This window comes from Pseudomonas sp. FGI182 (assembly GCF_000511325.1).
Lineage (GTDB): Bacteria > Pseudomonadota > Gammaproteobacteria > Pseudomonadales > Pseudomonadaceae > Aquipseudomonas > Aquipseudomonas putida_Z.
The window spans coordinates 1069145-1088021 of sequence record NZ_CP007012.1 but is presented as its reverse complement, the minus strand read 5'-3'; the positions used below and the strand labels follow the sequence as shown (position 1 = coordinate 1088021).

The following is an 18877-nucleotide window of genomic DNA, read 5'->3' as shown; positions in this document are numbered from 1 at the left end:
CCTATCGGTTATCCAGCGCCTGCTGCAATGCCACCCCGGCACCCAGCAACCCGGAAAACTCCGCCGTCACCAGCCAAACCGGTACGCCAGCGAAATAGCCACTCATGCAGCCCTTGTCGGAAAAACTCGCGGCAAACCCGCTGCGCACGAACAGCTCGGCAAAGCGCGGGATCACGCCGCCGACAATATAGACCCCACCCCGCGCGCCCAGCGTCAGAACATTGTTACCAGCGACTCGGCCGAGGAACCGGCAGAACTGCTCGATCACCGCCAGCGCCCGCGGCTCGCCGCCGAGCGCGGCATCGGTGATCTGTGCCGGGGTCTCGTGTCGGGGTGTGTCGCCGTCCAGCGCGCAGATTGCCTGGTACAGGCGCAGCAGGCCACCGCCACTGAGCACGGTTTCGGCGCTGACATGGCCGATCTGCCCGTGAATCTGTTGGTGAATCGCCGCTTCGCGGGCATTGCCCACCGGCAGGTCGACATGCCCGCCCTCCCCCGGCAGGGCATGCCAGTGCTGTTCGCCCAGGCGCAACAGCGCGCCCACGCCCAGCCCGGTACCCGGGCCGATGACCAGGGCCGGCCGCGACAGGTCCGCCTGGCCTGGGCACACTTCGCGGAACTCGCCGGGGCGCAGGCGGGTCATGCCCAGCGCCATGGCGGTAAAATCGTTGATCAGCAGCAGCCGCTCGACCTGCAATGTCTGGCAGAAGGCCACGCGGCTGAGGCGCCAGTGGTTGTTGGTGAAGCGGAACTCATCGCCATCGACCGGCCCGGCCACCGCCAGGCAGGCAGCAGTCACGCCGCCGCGGGTAATGCCCAAGCCTTCAAGGTAAGCCTCGATGGCCTGTTCCGGGCTGGTGTAGTCCTCGGTGGCGAAGACCTTCACTTCGTGCAGCTGGTTGTCACGCCACAACGCAAAACGGGCATTGGTGCCGCCGATGTCGCCAACCAGCAGGTCCTTCATTTGAGGTTCTCCAGGGCCGAGGTGAACGCACTGGCGCCCTGCTCTGCCGGGCTGAACGCCATGCGCATGAAGCCGAACAGCTCGCGCCCGCAGCCCAGGTCGTTGCCCTGTGGCGCTGGCGGCAGGTCGCGGCTGGCCAATTCTTCGGCCGACACCATTACCCGCAGCGTGCCTTCGACACCATCGACCCGCACCATATCACCATCGCGCACCCGTGCCAGCGGGCCGCCGTCATAAGCCTCGGGGCAAACGTGAATGGCCGCCGGGATCTTGCCCGAGGCACCGGACATGCGCCCGTCGGTCACCAGCGCCACCTTGAAGCCACGGTCCTGCAGCACGCCGAGGAACGGTGTGAGCTTGTGCAGCTCGGGCATGCCGTTGCAGCGAGGGCCCTGGAAGCGCACCACGGCGACGAAGTCACGCTCCAGCTCGCCGGCCTTGAACGCATCGGCCAGCGACTGCTGGTCGTGGAACACCCGTGCCGGAGCCTCGACCACCTGGTGCTCAGGGGCGACAGCGGACACCTTCATCACGCCGCGGCCAAGGTTGCCCTCCATCACCCGCAGGCCGCCTTCGGCCGAGAACGGCCGCACCACCGGGCGCAGGATGCTTTCGTCCAGGCTGTGCTGCGGCCCTTCGCGCCACACCAGCTTGCCGTTGTCGAGGAACGGCTCCTGGGTGTAGCGGCGCAGGCCATGGCCGGCCACGGTGTTGACGTCTTCGTGCAGCAGCCCGGCATCGAGCAGCTCGCGGATCAGGAAGGCCATGCCGCCCGCGGCCTGGAAGTGGTTGATGTCGGCCTTGCCGTTGGGGTAGACGTGGGACAGGGTCGGTACCACCTCGGACAGGTCGGCCATGTCCTGCCAGGTCAGCTGGATACCCGCGGCCTGGGCAATCGCCGGGATGTGCAGGGTATGGTTGGTCGAGCCGCCGGTGGCGTGCAGGGCGACGATGGAGTTGACCAGCGCCTTCTCGTCGACGATTTCACCCAGCGGCATGAAGCTGCCGCTGGCCTTGGTCATGCGCGTGACCTGCTGCGCGGCCTCGGCGGTGAGCGCGTCGCGCAGCGGTGTGTACGGGTTGACGAACGAGGCGCCCGGCAGGTGCAGGCCCATCACTTCCATCACCAGCTGGTTGGTGTTGGCAGTGCCGTAGAAGGTACAGGTGCCAGGGCTGTGGTAGGACTTCATCTCCGACTCCAGCAGCTCTTCGCGGCTGGCCTTGCCTTCGGCATAGCGCTGGCGCACGTCGGCCTTCTGCTTGTTGGAAATGCCAGAGACCATCGGCCCGCCCGGAACGAAGATGGTCGGCAGGTGGCCGAAGCGCAGCGCCCCCATCATCAGGCCGGGGACGATCTTGTCGCAGATGCCCAGCATCAGCGCGGCGTCGAACATGTTGTGCGACAGGGCCACGGCGGTGGACATGGCGATCACTTCGCGGCTGGCGATGGCCAGCTCCATGCCCGGCTCGCCCTGAGTCACGCCATCGCACATGGCCGGCACGCCACCGGCGAACTGGCCGACCGAGCCGACCTCGCGCAGGGCCTGCTTGATCTGCTCGGGGAAGTGCTGGTACGGCTGGTGCGCCGAAAGCATGTCGTTGTAGGCCGAGACGATGGCCACGTTGGCCGCGTTCATCAGGCGCAGGGTCTGCTTGTCGTCGCTGCCGCAACCGGCCACGCCATGGGCGAAGTTGGCGCACTGCAGGCTGGCACGCATGGGGCCGTCACTGGCCGCGCCGCGAATCAGTTGCAGGTAGCGTTCGCGGGTGGCACGGCTACGTTCGACCAGCCGCTGGGTGACCTCAAGGATGCGCGGATGCATGTACTGGACTCCAGGCTAATTGTAAGGGCGGTTTACCGGGCATTTCCCCTCCAAACGATTGCGGCCTAGGCTCAAGGTAGAGGAGCCCGCTGCATCGGTGGAGGCACGTCGCCCAACCACTCGTTGTATGTTTAAACAAAATACTGCCACTAAAAAGGCTTGTTTTCTATCGGCAGGTGAATAATCTTGTAATTCCAACAACAAAACCGTTTCAGTGAAGCTCCTTTGTGCCACAGGTTTCACTCGGACTGCCAGAGGTACTGCCATGACCCTACGCATCGCCATCAATGGATTCGGCCGCATCGGGCGCAACGTCCTGCGCGCACTGTATACCCAAGGCTACCGCCAGGACCTGCAGGTCGTCGCCATCAACGACTTGGGCGACAGCGCCATGAATGCCCACCTGCTCAAGTACGACAGCGTGCACGGCACCTTCGACGCCAGCGTCGAGGCCGACCACGAAAGCCTCACGGTCAATGGTGACCGTATCGCGGTCAGCGCCATCCGCAACCCGGCCGAACTGCCCTGGAAGGCCGAGGCGATCGACGTGGTGTTCGAATGCACCGGGCTGTTCACCGAGCGCGCCAAGGCCGCCGCACACCTGGCTGCGGGAGCTGGCAAGGTGATTGTCTCGGCACCGGCCAAAGGCGCCGATGCCACCGTGGTGTACGGGGTCAACCATGACATCCTGCGGGCCTCGCACCAGATCATTTCCAATGCCTCCTGCACCACCAACTGCCTGGCACCGATTGCCCAGGTGCTGCACCGCGAGTTCGGCATCGAACAGGGCCTGATGACCACCATCCATGCCTATACCAACGACCAGGTGCTGACCGATGTGTACCACGGCGACCCGTACCGTGCGCGCTCGGCGACCCAGTCGATGATCCCGAGCAAGACCGGCGCTGCCGAGGCGGTGGGCCTGGTGCTGCCGGAGCTGGCCGGCAAGCTTACCGGCATGGCGGTACGGGTGCCGGTGATCAACGTGTCGCTGGTGGACCTCACCGTCAACCTCAAGCGCGAGGCCACGGCCGAGCAGGTCAACCAGCTGTTCCTCGAGGCCAGCAAGCATTCCAGGGTATTGGGCTACAACGCCTTGCCGCTGGTTTCCTGCGATTTCAACCACAACCCGCTGTCGTCGATCTTCGATGCCAACCATACTCGGGCCAACGGGCGCATGCTCAAGGTGCTGGCCTGGTATGACAACGAGTGGGGGTTCTCCAACCGCATGCTGGATAACTGCCTGGCGTTGTGCCGCGCCGGCTGAGCTTCGGCACGCTCCCTGTAGGAGCGGCCTTGTGTCGCGATGGGCTGCGCCGCAGCCCCCTGCAATCTGTGCCAAGGCAAAAATCCTGGGGCTGCTGCGCAGCCCATCGCGACACAAGGCCGCTCCTACATGGGGCCGCGCAAGGCTGGGACTCACAATCTTTACCTTTTCCTAACATTTCCAGGCTTGACCTTCGTGATAGATGATAAGCATTATCATTAACCTTTCGTCGGCCAGGTCCCCCAGTGAGTCAGTCCCGGTTCAACTCTGTCTTCCTCGTCCAGCGCCTTACCCTGCTGCGCACCTTGCAGCGCATGGTGGGCAACCCCAACACGGCCGAGGACCTGTTGCAGGAAACCTACCTGCGGGTGTCCCGCGCCCTCGGTGAGCGGCCCATCGAACACATCGAACCGTTCGTGTTCCAGACCGCGCGCAACCTGGCCCTCGACCACCTGCGCGCGCGCCGGGTGCAATCGCGCATGCTGGTCGATGACGTGCCCGACGAGGTCCTGCACAGCGTGGCCGCGCCGGCCACCAGCAGCGAGGATGCGGCCCATGCCGAGCAGTTGCTCAAGCACCTGAGCATCAGCCTCAACCAATTGAGCGAACGCCAGCAGCGCATCTTCATCCTCAGCCGCCTGCATGGCGCCACCTACCTGGAAATCGCCGAACAACTGAATGTTTCGCCCAGCACGGTACAGAAGGAACTGAAACTGATCATGGCGATCTGCATGGGTGTCGCCGACCGTCTCAAGTGAGGCCACGCAAAGCCCTTGCCACGCCCCGCCTCAGCCTTGATCATTCGCAAAAAACCATTCAAGGATTCACCGTGACCGACAGCCTCCCTCGCCCGTCACCCGCCGGGCCCAGCGCCCGTGCTCGTGCCATGGACGAGGCGCTGGACTGGCTGGTGCGCCTGCAATGCGCCGACGCCGAGGACACCCAGGCCTTCGAAGCCTGGCTCAGCGCAGCGCCGGAAAATGCCGAGGCCTATGTCGAGGCAGAAGCATTGTGGAACGGCGCACCGCTGCACCAGGTGGCCGTGCAGATGCATCAGCAACAGCGCCGCTCGTGGCGCCGGCGCCTGCGCAGCCACTGGAAACCCCTGGCCACGGCGGCGCTGCTGCTGGTCGGGCTGTTCACCCTCGGCAACCTGCCCATGCGCCTGCAGGCCGACCACCTGACGGTGGTGGGCGAGCGCCAGCGCCTGCAGCTGGAAGACGGCGCGAAAGTGCTGCTCAACACCAATTCGGCATTTGCCAGCGAGCAGCGTGACGGCCGCCAGATCGCCCGCCTGCTACAAGGCGAGGCCTATTTCCAGGTCCCCGAGGGCGCGCTGCTGCCACTGGAAGTGCAGGCCGGGCCGTTGCGCGCGCAGGTGCGCGACACCGACTTTGCCGTGCGCTACCTCGACGGCGAGGCACAGGTGCGGGTGCAGCGCGGCGATGTCGACCTGCAGGGGGCCCGCGACCAGCGCATCCGCCTGAGTGCCGGCGACAGCATCAGCGTCGGCCCCCAAGGGTTCGGCCAGCGCCAGCGCCCCGACATGCACAAGGACCTGGCCTGGGTCGACGGCCGCCTGGTGTTCGAGAACTGCCCGCTGAGCCAGGTGCTGGCCGAGGTGCAACGCTACTACCCGGGCTGGATCATCAACCGCAATGCACAGCTGGAAGACATGGCGGTCACCGGCAACTACCGCCTCGACCAGCCGCTGGAAACCCTGCGCGCGCTGGCCCACATCACCTCGGCACAGCTGCATGAGTTCCCGGCGCTGGTCATCCTGAACTGATCCGCAAATCTGAAACCCGACACGGTCCCTGTGGGAGCGGGCGTGCCCGCGAACACGGGCAACGCCCGTGCCATCCACCGCGGTGCCTGTTTCGCGGGCATGCCCGCTCCCACAGAAATCGCGATACCGATCTCCAGACCGCAATCCAACTTTTTTTACGCAGTCACGCTACCCCGCCCGTCTCGTTATAGCCAATGCAACTGATTCTCGTTTGAAAGCGAGGACAGCCATCACCTATAACAGTCCGCGCGTCAGGGAGCGCTTCCGATGTCCACAGGTCCTACCCGCCCCTCCACTCTTCCTCGCCATGGAGGGCAACTGCCCCTCCTGAGCCTTTCCCTACTGAGCCTCGCCCTGCTCGCCAGCGGCGCCATCAGCCTGCCGGCACTGGCCGCCGAGCCGGCACAGGCCAGCAGCCCGCGCATGGGCGACTACCGCTTCAGCATCGGCCAGCAGCCGCTGGTTTCGGCCATCAATGCTTTCAGCCAGGTCACCGGCTGGCAGGTCGGCTTCAGCGCCGAACTGGCCGACGGCGTGGCATCGCCAGGGGTGCAGGGTTCGCTACCGCCGGAAGCCGCACTCAAGCGCCTGCTGCACGGCACCGGCCTGGGCTTTCGCAAGATCAGCAACGGCAATGTGGTGCTCGAACGCCAGGCCAGCGCCAATGTGATTGCCCTGCAGCAGGTGACCGTCAGCGCCACCCGCAGCGCCCAGGACGTCAGCCAGGTGCCGAGCACCGTCAGCGTGCAGACCCGCGAGCAACTGGACCGGCAGAACGTCAACAACATCCAGGACCTGGTGCGCTACGAACCGGGCGTGTCGGTAGCCGGCACCGGCCAGCGCAGCGGCCTGAACGGCTACAACATCCGTGGCATCGACGGCGAGCGCATCCTCACCCAGGTCGATGGGGTGTCGATCCCCGACAGCTTCTTCTTCGGCCCCTACGCCCAGACCCAGCGCAACTACGTGGACCCGGAGATCGTCAAGCGTGTGGAAATCCTCCGCGGCCCGGCTTCGGTGCTTTACGGCAGCAACGCCATCGGCGGCGCGGTAAGCTACTTCACCCTCGACCCGGACGACATCATCAAGCCCGGCAAGGACGCAGGCGCCCGCCTGAAGACCGGCTACAGCTCGGCCGACGAAAGCTGGCTGACCTCCGCCACCGTCGCCGGCCGCCAGGGCGACTTCGACGGCCTGTTGCACCTGAGCCAGCGCAACGGCCACGAAACCGAGACCCACGGCGGCCACAGCGGTGACGGCCTGGCCCGTACCGAAGCCAACCCGATGGACGTGCGTACCACAAACGTGCTGGCCAAGCTGGGCTGGAACTACGCCGACGACGCGCGCCTGGGTTTCACCTACGAACGCTACAAGGATGACCGCGACCAGAACATCCTCAGTGCGGTGGGCGGGCCGTTCATTCCTGGCTTTGGTGCCTCGGGTTACTACAAGGCGCGCACTGGCAACGACACCATCACCCGCGAACGCTTTGGCATCAACCATGAGTTCGGCCTGGATTCGCTGGTGGCCGACCATGTGAAGTGGAGCCTGAACTATCAGATCGCCAAGACCGACCAGCACACCGAAGAAGTCTACGCACCACCTGGCCGTCAGGTGCTGCGTACCCGCGACACCCTCTACAAGGATCGCCAGTGGGTATTCGACGCCCAGCTGGACAAGGCCTTCAGCCTCGGCGCCACCGACCACCTGTTGACCTACGGCACCACCCTCAAGCACGAAAAGGTCACCGGCTCCCGCAGCGGCACCGGTACCTGCCTGGCCGTTGGTTCAGGCTGTTCTGCCGCTGGCGCCGAGCGTCCGGCAGACGGCCAGGCCCTGGTCAGCGACTTCCCGGACCCGACCGTGAACACCTACAGCCTGTTCGTGCAGGATGAAATCCGCTGGAACAACTGGACCTTCATGCCTGGCGCTCGTTACGACTACACGCGCATGGAGCCCAGGTTCACCAAGGAATTCCTGCGTGGCCTGGAGTCCACCGGTACCGCGCCTACCTCTCAGGACGACTCGGACAAGAAGTGGCACCGCGTCTCGCCCAAATTCGGCCTGACCTATGCCTTCAACGACAACTACACCTGGTATGGCCAGTACGCCGAAGGTTTCCGCACCCCGACTGCCAAATCCATGTACGGCAAGTTTCAGAACATCGAGCAAGGCTACCGGGTAGAAGGCAACCCGGGCCTGGAGCCTGAAAAGAGCAAAAGCTATGAAACCGGCCTGCGTGGCAACTTCGATGCTGGCAACTTCGACGTGGCGGTGTTCTACAACAAGTACCGCGACTTCATCGACGAGGACGCCGTAAAAAGCGCCAACCTGGAGCAGACCTTCAAGGCCAACAACATCAAGCACGCCACCATCAAGGGTGCCGAGGTCAAGGGCCGCCTGAACCTCGACCACTTCGGTGCGCCGCAGGGCCTGTATACCCAGGGCTCGATCGCCTACACCTATGGCCGCAACGATGACACCGGCGAGCCACTGAACAGCGTCAACCCGCTCAAGGGCGTGTTCGGCCTGGGTTACGAACAACAGCACTACGGCGGCCTGCTGAGCTGGACACTGGTCAAGCGCAAGACCCGCGTCGACGACAGCACCTTCTACTCGCCCGACGGCTCGAGCTCCAAGTTCCGTACCCCCGGCTACGGGGTGCTGGACCTGACCGGTTACTACAAGGTCACCGACGACGTGACCATCAACGCCGGCCTGTACAACCTCACCGACAAGAAGTACTGGCAGTGGGATTCGGTACGCAGCTACGACGGCCAGGGTGAAGCGGCCGTGACCCAGCCGGCCAACATCGACCGCCTGACCATGCCGGGGCGCAACTTCGGCATCAATGTGGTTTGGGATATCTGACCTCTTGCGCCTGTACCGGCCTCTTCGCGGGCTCGCCCGCTCCCACAGATACTGCGCAAGCCTTGGGCCTGCGCTGGACCTGTGGGAGCGGGCATGCCCGCGAAGAGGCCAGTGCAGGCAACACGAAATCCCGATTTTTTTACTGTCCCACCCCCGCTGTTTCGTCTTGTCTCTAGACGCCCCCTTTCCAAGGACTGCCCCATGACCGACCGCCCAGCCCTGCGCTCCCAGCGCCTCAACCAGATCACCCACGCCCCCCACGCCGAACTGGATGCCCTGGTCAAAGCCCACGCGCCCTTCGACAGCCGCGAAAGCTTCGCCCGCTTCGTGGTCGCTCAGTACCTGTTCCAGGCCGAGCTGCAGGCCCTGTACAACGACCCGCAACTGATCGCCATCGTCCCCGACCTGGCGGAGCGCTGCCGCGCCGAACAGGCCCGCCTGGACCTCGCCGACCTCGACACCGAAGTACCGCCAGCCGTGCCGGGGGCCCTGCGCAACCCGAGCCTGGGCGAGGCAATGGGCTGGATCTTCGTCTCCGAAGGCTCCAAACTGGGCGCTGCGTTTCTGATCAAGCGTGCCGTGGCCCTGGAACTGTCCGACAGCTTCGGTGCCCGACACCTGGGCGAACCGGCCGGTGGCCGTGCCGAAGGCTGGAAGCAGTTCACCCGCATTCTTGATGGCCTGGCCCTGTCGGCCGAAGAGGAAGCCGCTGCCGAACGCGGCGCAGTTGCTGCCTTCGAGCGCTTCACCGAGCTGCTCAAGCACGCCTACGCCGCGGATGCCGCGCTGGTTTGACACGCCGTAGCCGGCCACCCTACCGGTGGCCGAACCGTTTTATGCAGTGAGACCATGACCCGACCCGCCCGCTCGAAACTCGCCCGCCTGCTGTATGCGCTCCTGGCTTACGTGAGCCTGGGCGTGGGCCTGGTCGCGATCGTCATTCCCGGCCTGCCGACCACCGAATTCATCCTGCTGGCCGCCTGGGCGGCCACGCGCAGTTCGCCGCGCCTGTCTGCCTGGCTGGAAAACCACCGGCTGTTCGGGCCGATCCTGCACAACTGGCGCAATGGCAAGGTGATCCAGCGCCGGGCCAAGGTCAGCGCGACCCTCAGCATGCTGCTGTGCGCGGGCCTGATGCTGACGTTCCTGGAACACCGCTGGCCGGTGTTCCTGGCCATTGCCGGCATGACCCTGGGCAACCTGTGGATCTGGTCACGCCCGGAGCACGCCCCCTGCCCTACCCCGTCACAAGCTCAGCAGCCCTGAGTACAGGGCATAGGCCGCCAGCGCGGCACCTGCCAGCACGGCGGCGAAGATCAGCTTTTCCCAGGTGGTGAACAAGGTTTTTCCCTGCTCATGCTTGGCCCTGGCGAACAGGATCACGCCCGGCGCGTACAGCAGCGCCGACAACAACAGGTACTTGAGCCCGCCGGCGTACAACAGCCACACGGCATACACCAGGGCAACCAGCGCCACCAGCAGGTCCTTGCGGCGCAGGGCCGGCTGCCCGGCGTAGGTTTCTGCACGCACCGCCAGCAGCACGGCGTAGGCCGCCGACCACAGGTAGGGCACCAGGATCATCGACGAGGCCAGATAGATCAGGCTGGTATAGGTACCGGCGGAAAACAGTGTGATCAGCAGGAAGCCCTGGATCATGCAGTTGGTCAGCCACAGGGCGTTGGCCGGCACGTGATTGGCGTTTTCCTTGGCCAGGAAGCGCGGCATGGTCTTGTCTCGCGCCGTGGCAAAGAGGATCTCGGCGCACAGCAACGCCCACGACAGCAGCGCGCCAAGCAGCGAAATCGCCAGGCCGATACTGATCAGCAAGGCGCCCCAGGGCCCGACGATATGCTCCAGCACCGAGGCCAGTGACGGGTTCTGCAGCCCGGCCAGTTCCGGCTGGGTCATCACCCCCAGCGACAGCACGTTGACCAGCACCAGCAGCGCCAGTACCCCCAGGAAACCGATCACGGTGGCCTTGCCCACATCCGAGCGGCGCTGGGCGCGCCCGGAATACACGCTGGCGCCCTCGATGCCGATGAACACGAACACGGTGACCAGCATCATGTTGCGTACCTGCTCCAGCACGCTGCCGAACTGCGGGTTGCTCAGGCCCCAGATGTCACGTGTGAAGATATCGGCGCGGAAGGCGAACGCGGCGATCACCACGAAAATCAGCAACGGCACCACCTTGGCCACGGTGGTCACCTGGTTGATGAACGCCGCTTCCTTGATGCCGCGCAGCACCAGGAAATGCACCGCCCAGAGCAGCAGCGAAGCGCAGCCGATGGCGATTGGCGTGTTGCCCTCGCCGAACACCGGGAAGTAGAAGCCCAGGGTGCTGAACAGCAGCACGAAGTAGCCGACGTTGCCCAGCCAGGCACTGATCCAGTAGCCCCAGGCCGAGGAAAAACCCATGTATTCGCCAAAGCCGGCCTTGGCGTAGGCGTACACCCCCGAGTCCAGCTCCGGCTTGCGGTTGGCCAGGGTCTGGAACACGAACGCCAGGGCCAGCATGCCGACCGCGGTTATACCCCAGCCGATCAACACCGCCCCCACATCGGCACGCGCCGCCATGTTCTGCGGCAGCGAGAAGATCCCGCCACCAATCATCGAGCCGACCACCAACGCGATCAGCGCGCCCAGGCGCAGCTTCTGTCCCGGTTCGCTCATGAGCCTTCCTTTTTTTGCGCGCTGTCATGGGCTTGAAACAGCCATGCGGGCTATATAAATGGTGTTACTTATAATGATCCTGATCAATGAAGCTATAGCACTAATAACTGCTTTGTCTATGCCACCCTTTGACTAAAAACTAGCAGCTCCCGAGCAACTAGAAAAGAATCCGATAAAACTCGAAATTCTTGTGAAAAATTTGCGAAAGCGGCAAAAACGGCTAGCGTCAAGCATCGCAGGCTGAACAGAGCGTTTGCTCTAGAAGGACATGGAGGTGCCAGCGTGCAAGGCCTGCAGCAGAAGTTGTCGGCACTCTCCAGGAGCTTCGTGAAGGAATTTTCCTACTTCACGTCGCCATGAACTGACCCAAGTCAGCGAATGGCAGCGGCGTCGGATTTACTCTGTCGTCAACTTTCTCCTGGCAGGAGTTGTTAAATGTCTGATACATCCGGAAAACTAAAGCTCGGCGCGTTAGTTGCACTTGTGGTCGGTTCGATGATTGGTGGCGGGATCTTCTCGCTGCCGCAAAACATGGCTGCCAGTGCAGGGGTTGGCGCTGTACTGATCGGCTGGGCGATCACCGCGGTCGGCATGCTGACCCTGGCGTTCGTGTTCCAGACCCTGGCCAACCGCAAGCCTGACCTGGATGGCGGGGTGTATGCCTACGCCAAGGCCGGTTTTGGCGACTACATGGGCTTCTCCTCGGCCTGGGGCTACTGGATCAGTGCCTGGCTGGGCAACGTCGGCTACTTCGTGTTGCTGTTCAGTACCTTGGGATACTTCTTCCCGATCTTCGGCGAAGGCAACACCCCGGCCGCCATCATCGGCGCGTCGGTGCTGCTGTGGGCCGTGCACTTCCTGGTACTGCGCGGTATCAAGGAAGCGGCGTTCATCAACCTGGTCACCACCGTGGCCAAGGTGGTGCCACTGCTGCTGTTCGCCCTGATCTGCCTGTTCGCCTTCAAGCTCGACATCTTCACCGCCGACATCTGGGCCTTGGGCACACCAGAACTTGGCAGCGTGATGAACCAGGTGCGCAACATGATGCTGGTCACCGTGTGGGTGTTCATCGGCATCGAGGGTGCGAGCATCTTCTCGTCGCGGGCGGAAAAACGCTCTGACGTGGGCAAGGCCACGGTCATCGGCTTCGTCACCGTGCTGCTGTTCCTGGTGCTGGTCAACGTACTGTCGCTGGGCATCATGACCCAACCGGAACTGGCCAAGCTGCAGAACCCGTCGATGGCTGCCGTGCTGGAGCATGTGGTCGGCCACTGGGGCGCGGTGCTGATCAGCGTCGGCCTGATCATCTCGCTGCTCGGGGCCCTGCTGTCGTGGGTGCTGCTGTGCGCCGAGATCATGTTCGCCGCCGCCAAGGACCACACCATGCCGGAGTTCCTGCGCCGCGAGAACGCCAATCAGGTACCGGCCAACGCCCTGTGGCTGACCAACGCCATGGTGCAGATCTTCCTGGTGATCACGCTGTTCTCCAACAGCACCTACCTGTCGCTGATCTACCTGGCCACATCGATGATCCTGGTGCCCTACCTGTGGTCGGCAGCCTATGCCGTGCTGCTGGCAGTGCGTAGCGAAACCTACGAGCAGGCCCTGGCCGAACGGCAGAAGGACCTGGTGATCGGTGGTATCGCCCTGTTGTACGCCGTCTGGCTGCTGTACGCCGGTGGCGTGAAATACCTGCTGCTCTCGGCCCTGCTCTACGCACCTGGCGCGATCCTGTTCGCCAAGGCCAAGCGTGAGGTCGGCCAACCTGTCTTCACCAACGTGGAAAAACTGATCTTCGCAGCCGTGGTCATCGGCGCCTTGGTGGCAGCCTTTGGCCTGTACGACGGCTTCCTGACTCTTTGACCCACGTCTTCGTTCAACTGGAGGAATGAAATCATGTCCGCTGAAAAACAGAAGTACGGTGTCCACTCCGAAGCCGGCAAACTGCGCAAAGTGATGGTTTGCTCGCCGGGCCTGGCGCACAAGCGCCTGACGCCGAGCAACTGTGACGAGCTGCTGTTCGACGACGTGATCTGGGTCGACCAGGCCAAACGTGACCATTTCGACTTTGTCACCAAGATGCGCGAACGTGGCGTGGATGTGCTGGAGATGCACAACCTGCTGACCGACATCGTCCAGCAACCCGAGGCACTGAAGTGGATCCTCGATCGCAAGATCACCTCCGACACCGTCGGTGTCGGCCTGACCAACGAAGTGCGTAGCTGGCTCGAAGGCCTCGAGCCACGCCACCTGGCCGAGTTCCTGATCGGCGGCGTGGCAGGCCAGGACTTGCCGGAAAGCGAAGGCGCCAGCGTGGTCAAGATGTACAACGACTACCTGGGCCATTCCAGCTTCATCCTGCCACCGCTGCCCAACACCCAGTTCACCCGCGACACCACCTGCTGGATCTATGGCGGCGTCACGCTCAACCCGATGTACTGGCCGGCGCGCCGCCAGGAAACCCTGTTGACCACCGCCATCTACAAGTTCCACAAGGAGTTCACCGGCGCCGACTTCCAGGTGTGGTACGGCGACCCGGACAAGGACCACGGCAACGCCACCCTCGAGGGCGGTGACGTGATGCCGATCGGCAAAGGCATCGTGCTGATCGGCATGGGCGAGCGCACCTCGCGCCAGGCCATCGGCCAGTTGGCGCAAAACCTGTTCGCCAAGGGCGCGGTGGAAAAAGTCATCGTCGCCGGCCTGCCGAAATCCCGTGCCGCCATGCACCTGGACACTGTGTTCAGCTTCTGCGACCGCGACCTGGTCACGGTCTTCCCGGAAGTGGTGAAAGAGATCGTGCCGTTCATCATCCGCCCGGACGAAAGCAAGCCTTACGGCATGGACGTGCGCCGCGAGAACAAGTCGTTCATCGAGGTGGTGGGCGAGCAGCTTGGGGTCAAGCTGCGCGTGGTCGAAACCGGTGGCAACAGCTTCGCCGCCGAGCGCGAACAGTGGGATGACGGCAACAACGTGGTGGCCATCGAGCCGGGCGTGGTCATTGGCTACGACCGCAACACCTACACCAATACCCTGCTGCGCAAGGCCGGGATCGAGGTCATCACCATCAGTGCCGGCGAACTGGGCCGGGGCCGGGGCGGCGGCCACTGCATGACCTGCCCGATCGTGCGCGACCCGATCGACTACTAACGACCATTACCCCCGGCCGCCCTCACAAAGCGGCGGCCGGTGTGCTCACCAAACTCAAGGAGAAAAGTCATGGCGTTCAATATTCACAACCGCAACCTGCTCAGCCTGGAACACCACAGCACCCGCGAGCTGCGCTACCTGCTGGACCTGTCCCGCGACCTCAAGCGTGCCAAGTACACCGGCACCGAGCAGCAGCACCTGAAAGGCAACAACATCGCGCTGATCTTCGAAAAAACCTCTACCCGTACCCGCTGCGCCTTCGAAGTGGCCGCCTATGACCAGGGCGCCAATGTCACCTACATCGACCCGACCTCCTCGCAGATCGGCCACAAGGAAAGCATGAAGGACACCGCCCGCGTGCTCGGGCGCATGTACGACGCCATCGAGTACCGTGGCTTCAAGCAGGAAATCGTCGAAGAGCTGGCCAAGTTCGCCGGCGTTCCGGTGTTCAACGGCCTGACCGACGAATACCACCCCACCCAGATGATCGCCGACGTGCTGACCATGCGTGAGCACAGCGACAAGCCGCTGCACGACATCAGCTACGCCTATCTGGGCGACGCCCGCAACAACATGGGCAACTCGCTGCTGCTGATTGGCGCCAAGCTCGGCATGGACGTGCGCATCGCCGCGCCCAAGGCGCTGTGGCCGCATGACGACCTGGTCGAGCGTTGCCGCAAGTACGCCGAGGAAAGCGGCGCGCGCATCACCCTCACCGAAGACCCGGTTGCCGCGGTCAAGGGTGTGGACTTCGTGCACACCGACGTGTGGGTATCGATGGGTGAGCCGATCGAAGCCTGGGGTGAGCGCATCAAGCTGCTCAAGCCGTATCAGGTGAATGCACAGCTGATGAAGTCCACCGGCAACCCGCGGACCAAGTTCATGCACTGCCTGCCGGCGTTCCACAACTCCGAAACCAAGGTAGGCAAGCAGATCGCCGAACAGTACCCGGACCTGGCCAACGGTATCGAAGTGACCGACGACGTCTTCGAGTCGCCGGCCTGCATCGCCTTCGAGCAGGCGGAAAACCGCATGCACACGATCAAGGCGATCCTGGTGTCGACACTGGCTGACCTGTAAAGGCTGACTCGGCAAGCCGGGCAACCCGAATCCCTGTGGGAGCGGGTTTACCCGCGAATGCGTCAGTAGCACCAGCCGTGTTGCATGGGCTGACGCTTTCGCGGGTAAACCCGCTCCCACAAGGGGGCGGCGATACCGGTCGAGAGCAGCGCTCCCTTCTTTCGTTAAAGGACATTCCCCATGCGTATCGTTGTTGCATTGGGCGGCAACGCCCTGCTGCGTCGCGGCGAGCCCATGACCGCTGACAACCAGCGCGCCAATATCCGCACCGCCACCGAACAGATCGCCAAGATCCACCCAGGCAACGAGCTGGTCATCGCCCACGGCAACGGCCCGCAAGTTGGCCTGCTGTCGCTGCAGGGCCTGTCCTACAAGCCCGACGAGGCCTACCCGCTGGACGTGCTGGGTGCCGAGACCGAGGGCATGATCGGCTACATGATCGAACAGGAACTGGGCAACCTGCTGGCCTTCGAAGTGCCGTTCGCCACCTTGCTGACCCAGGTCGAAGTGGACGCCAACGACCCCGCCTTCAAGGACCCGACCAAGTTCATCGGCCCGGTCTATGGCAAGGAAGAGGCCGAGCGCCTGGCCAAGGAAAAGGGTTGGGTGGTCAAGGCCGACGGCGACAAGTACCGCCGTGTGGTGGCCAGCCCGAAACCCAAGCGCATCTTCGAGATTCGCCCGATCAAGTGGCTGCTGGAAAAGAGCAGCATCGTGATCTGCGCCGGCGGCGGCGGCATCCCCACCATGTACGACGAGAACCGCAAGCTCAAGGGCATCGAGGCGGTGATCGACAAGGACCTGTGCTCGGCCCTGCTGGCAGAGCAGCTGGACGCCGACCTTCTGATAATCGCCACCGACGTCGATGCGGCCTATGTTGACTGGGGCAAGCCCACGCAAAAGGCCATTGCCCAGGCCCACCCCGACGAGCTCGAACGCCTCGGCTTCGCCGCCGGCTCCATGGGGCCGAAGGTGCAGGCGGCCTGCGACTTTGCCCGCAACACCGGCAAAGTGGCAGTGATCAGTTCGCTGGAGAACATCGAAGACATCGTCAAAGGCACCGCCGGCACGCGGGTTTCCACCGCGAAGCCGGGGATCAGCTACCGTTGAATGCAGTAGGCGGGCGCCAGCGCCCGCCATTTTCGACCTTCCAAAGGAGCTTGCCATGGCCCAGTACCAGCCCGGTCATGTACACATCGAGCGCACCGCGCTGAACCAGAACGACCACAGCTATGACCTGAACATCGAATACGAGGCAGTGTCGGACCCCAAGGAAGGCAGAGGCATCCAGTTCAAGATGCATGGCAGCATCGAAGGCAAGCCAGTGGAAGAAAAGTTCTTCCTGGCCAAGGACCAGGTGTTGCCCAGCTTCCTCATGCAGCTAAGCCGAAGGGCGCAGTCGTACCTGAAGCCACCGAAGAAATTCGAGAGCCTGGGTTCGCCGCACAAGCTTTATGACCATATGTTCGCGGACATTCGCGAAAAGCTGGATGTGAAATCGGGCGATCCGATCAAGCCTGAACATCTGGAGTGATTTCAAGAACCGGGGGCTGCTTTGCAGCCCTTCGCGACACAAGGCCGCTCCTACAGGGATCGCGCCAATTTCGGGCGTGGCGCTGTACCTGTAGGAGCGGCCTTGTGTCGCGATGGGCCGCAAAGCGGCCCCGACAATGTTGAGGCATACTACCGCCCTCCCCCAGCCACAACCGCACCGTCCCCATGCGCATCCACGTCAGCTTCATCGACCGCGTCGGCATCACCCAGGAAGTCCTCGCCCTGCTCGGTGCCCGCAACCTCAACCTGGACGCCGTGGAGATGGTCCCGCCGAACGTCTACATCGACGCCCCTACCCTCAGCCCCGCCGTGCTCGAAGAACTGCACGACGCGCTGTTCGAGGTACATGGCGTGCAATCGGTGGACGTGGTCGACATCCTCCCTGGCCAACGCCGGCACCTGCAGCTCGATGCCCTGCTGGCGGCGATGAGCGACCCGGTGCTGGCCGTGGACAGTGCCGGCAAGGTGCTGCTGGCCAACCCGGCGCTGATCGAGCTGTGCGGCCGCGAATCGGCCGGGCGCTCGGTGGGTGAACTGTTCGGCGACCCGGCGCTGCTGCAGGCCCTGCTGGACAACAACTTCCACCTGCCCATGCGCGAGATGCAGCTCAACGGCCAGAGCCTGCTGCTGGATGCCATGCCGATCACCAACGCCGGTGGCCTGCTGACGCTGTACCCACCCACGCGCATGGGCGAACGCCTGTCGGCCATGCACCACGACCATGCCGAAGGCTTCGATGCCCTGCTCGGCGAGTCACCGGCCATCCGCACCCTCAAGGCCCGCGCCTTGCGCGTGGCGGCGCTCGATGCACCGCTGCTGGTGCATGGCGAAACCGGCACCGGCAAAGAGCTGGTAGCCCGCGCCTGCCACGCCATCAGCAGCCGCCATGCGGCGCCATTCCTGGCCCTGAACTGCGCCGCGCTGCCCGAGAGCCTGGCCGAGAGCGAACTGTTCGGCTACGCCCCCGGCGCCTTCACCGGCGCGCAACGGGGCGGCAAGCCCGGGCTGATGGAGCTGGCCAACCAGGGCACGGTATTTCTCGATGAAATCGGCGAGATGTCGCCATACCTGCAGGCCAAGCTGCTGCGTTTTCTCAGCGATGGCAGCTTCCGCCGGGTGGGTGGCGACCGCGAAGTGAAGGTGGATGTACGCATCATCAGCGCCACCCACCGCGACCTGGAGCGCATGGTCGCCGAAGGCAGCTTCCGCGAAGACCTGTTCTACCGCCTGAACGTGCTCAACCTGCAAGTGCCGCCGCTGCGCGACCGTGGCCAGGACATCCTGATGCTGGCGCATTTCTTCATGCAGCAGGCCTGCACGCAGATCCAGCGCCCACCCTGCCGGCTGACCCCGGCCACCCATTCGGCACTGCTGGCCAACCCTTGGCCGGGCAATGTGCGCCAGCTGCAGAACGTGATATTCCGCGCCGCAGCCATCTGCGAGGGCAACCTGGTGGATATCGGTGACCTGGACATCGCCGGCACCTCGGTGGCCCGTGGCCAGGACGGCGAAGTGGCCAGCCTGGAACAGGCCGTGGGCGATTTCGAGCGCGAGCTGCTGCAACGCCTGTACGCCAGCTACCCATCGACGCGGCAACTGGCCGGGCGCTTGCAAACTTCACATACCGCCATTGCGCAGCGCCTGCGCAAATATGGAATACCGGGCAAAGCCTGATACCTGTCAGATAGCGTCAACGGGGCTTGCCT

The 18877-nt window shown here is 63.9% G+C and carries 15 protein-coding genes; 12 read left to right on the top strand and 3 right to left on the bottom strand.

All coding sequences use genetic code 11. The annotated features are described in order from the left end of the window. Position 1 precedes the first annotated feature (1 nt). Positions 2 to 964, bottom strand: coding sequence for a glucokinase (locus C163_RS04920; RefSeq protein ID WP_025337863.1), 963 nt, complete (start codon positions 962 to 964; stop codon positions 2 to 4). After that, positions 961 to 2787: a phosphogluconate dehydratase gene (gene edd, locus C163_RS04915; RefSeq protein ID WP_025337862.1), complete on the bottom strand. Its 1827-nt coding sequence runs from the start codon at positions 2785 to 2787 to the stop codon at positions 961 to 963. Before edd ends, C163_RS04920 begins: the two co-directional genes overlap by 4 nt. A gap of 265 nt (positions 2788 to 3052) precedes the next feature. Between edd and gap the strand changes: the two genes are divergently transcribed. From gap to C163_RS04885, 6 genes are all read left to right on the top strand, one after another. Beyond that, positions 3053 to 4054, top strand: a complete 1002-nt coding sequence (gene gap, locus C163_RS04910) for a type I glyceraldehyde-3-phosphate dehydrogenase (RefSeq protein ID WP_003257961.1) — start codon at positions 3053 to 3055, stop codon at positions 4052 to 4054. A 245-nt stretch (positions 4055 to 4299) separates the two neighbouring features. Further along, entirely contained in the window at positions 4300 to 4812 is a 513-nt protein-coding gene (locus tag C163_RS04905) for an RNA polymerase sigma factor (protein ID WP_025337861.1), read from the top strand. Positions 4813 to 4883: 71 nt separating this feature from the next. Continuing rightward, complete coding sequence (locus C163_RS04900; protein WP_025337860.1) at positions 4884 to 5843, top strand: FecR domain-containing protein; 960 nt, start codon at positions 4884 to 4886, stop codon at positions 5841 to 5843. Between the two features lie 267 nt (positions 5844 to 6110). Continuing rightward, complete coding sequence (locus tag C163_RS04895; protein WP_025337859.1) at positions 6111 to 8714, top strand: TonB-dependent receptor; 2604 nt, start codon at positions 6111 to 6113, stop codon at positions 8712 to 8714. A 201-nt stretch (positions 8715 to 8915) separates the two neighbouring features. Beyond that, on the top strand, positions 8916 to 9509 hold the full coding sequence (locus C163_RS04890; RefSeq protein ID WP_025337858.1) for a biliverdin-producing heme oxygenase: 594 nt from the start codon (positions 8916 to 8918) through the stop codon (positions 9507 to 9509). 54 nt (positions 9510 to 9563) lie between these two features. Then, complete coding sequence (locus C163_RS04885) at positions 9564 to 9980, top strand: YbaN family protein (protein ID WP_025337857.1); 417 nt, start codon at positions 9564 to 9566, stop codon at positions 9978 to 9980. Here the strand turns inward: C163_RS04885 and arcD (C163_RS04880) are convergent. Next, entirely contained in the window at positions 9960 to 11387 is a 1428-nt protein-coding gene (gene arcD, locus C163_RS04880) for an arginine-ornithine antiporter (protein ID WP_025337856.1), read from the bottom strand. The two genes, C163_RS04885 and arcD (C163_RS04880), sit on opposite strands and share 21 nt — an antisense overlap. A gap of 435 nt (positions 11388 to 11822) precedes the next feature. On the opposite strand from arcD (C163_RS04880), the gene arcD (C163_RS04875) reads away from it, so the two are divergent. The 6 genes from arcD (C163_RS04875) to C163_RS04850 all read left to right on the top strand — a co-directional run bounded on the left by arcD (C163_RS04875) (position 11823) and on the right by C163_RS04850 (position 18845). Further along, positions 11823 to 13250: an arginine-ornithine antiporter gene (gene arcD, locus C163_RS04875; RefSeq protein ID WP_025337855.1), complete on the top strand. Its 1428-nt coding sequence runs from the start codon at positions 11823 to 11825 to the stop codon at positions 13248 to 13250. Positions 13251 to 13283: 33 nt separating this feature from the next. Further along, a complete protein-coding gene (gene arcA / locus C163_RS04870; protein WP_025337854.1) occupies positions 13284 to 14537 on the top strand; it encodes an arginine deiminase in 1254 nt (417 codons plus the stop codon). 69 nt (positions 14538 to 14606) lie between these two features. Then, on the top strand, positions 14607 to 15617 hold the full coding sequence (locus tag C163_RS04865) for an ornithine carbamoyltransferase (protein WP_025337853.1): 1011 nt from the start codon (positions 14607 to 14609) through the stop codon (positions 15615 to 15617). 180 nt (positions 15618 to 15797) lie between these two features. Further along, positions 15798 to 16727: a carbamate kinase gene (gene arcC / locus C163_RS04860; protein WP_003257953.1), complete on the top strand. Its 930-nt coding sequence runs from the start codon at positions 15798 to 15800 to the stop codon at positions 16725 to 16727. 55 nt (positions 16728 to 16782) lie between these two features. Next, positions 16783 to 17151 carry a DUF5064 family protein gene (locus tag C163_RS04855; protein WP_025337852.1) on the top strand — a complete coding sequence of 123 codons (369 nt, stop codon included), beginning with the start codon at positions 16783 to 16785 and terminating at the stop codon, positions 17149 to 17151. A gap of 185 nt (positions 17152 to 17336) precedes the next feature. Further along, positions 17337 to 18845, top strand: a complete 1509-nt coding sequence (locus C163_RS04850; protein ID WP_025337851.1) for a sigma-54-dependent transcriptional regulator — start codon at positions 17337 to 17339, stop codon at positions 18843 to 18845. Positions 18846 to 18877 lie beyond the last annotated feature (32 nt).

Bases quoted from the DNA above. Each gene is read 5' to 3' on its own strand.
- C163_RS04920 (WP_025337863.1), bottom strand. From the start codon at position 964: ATGAAGGACCTGCTGGTTGGCGACATCGGCGGCACCAATGCCCGTTTT.
- edd (WP_025337862.1), bottom strand. From the start codon at position 2,787: ATGCATCCGCGCATCCTTGAGGTCACCCAGCGGCTGGTCGAACGTAGC.
- gap (WP_003257961.1), top strand. From the start codon at position 3,053: ATGACCCTACGCATCGCCATCAATGGATTCGGCCGCATCGGGCGCAAC.
- C163_RS04895 (WP_025337859.1), top strand. From the start codon at position 6,111: ATGTCCACAGGTCCTACCCGCCCCTCCACTCTTCCTCGCCATGGAGGG.
- C163_RS04890 (WP_025337858.1), top strand. From the start codon at position 8,916: ATGACCGACCGCCCAGCCCTGCGCTCCCAGCGCCTCAACCAGATCACC.
- C163_RS04885 (WP_025337857.1), top strand. From the start codon at position 9,564: ATGACCCGACCCGCCCGCTCGAAACTCGCCCGCCTGCTGTATGCGCTC.
- arcD (WP_025337856.1), bottom strand. From the start codon at position 11,387: ATGAGCGAACCGGGACAGAAGCTGCGCCTGGGCGCGCTGATCGCGTTG.
- arcD (WP_025337855.1), top strand. From the start codon at position 11,823: ATGTCTGATACATCCGGAAAACTAAAGCTCGGCGCGTTAGTTGCACTT.
- arcA (WP_025337854.1), top strand. From the start codon at position 13,284: ATGTCCGCTGAAAAACAGAAGTACGGTGTCCACTCCGAAGCCGGCAAA.
- C163_RS04865 (WP_025337853.1), top strand. From the start codon at position 14,607: ATGGCGTTCAATATTCACAACCGCAACCTGCTCAGCCTGGAACACCAC.
- arcC (WP_003257953.1), top strand. From the start codon at position 15,798: ATGCGTATCGTTGTTGCATTGGGCGGCAACGCCCTGCTGCGTCGCGGC.
- C163_RS04855 (WP_025337852.1), top strand. From the start codon at position 16,783: ATGGCCCAGTACCAGCCCGGTCATGTACACATCGAGCGCACCGCGCTG.
- C163_RS04850 (WP_025337851.1), top strand. From the start codon at position 17,337: ATGCGCATCCACGTCAGCTTCATCGACCGCGTCGGCATCACCCAGGAA.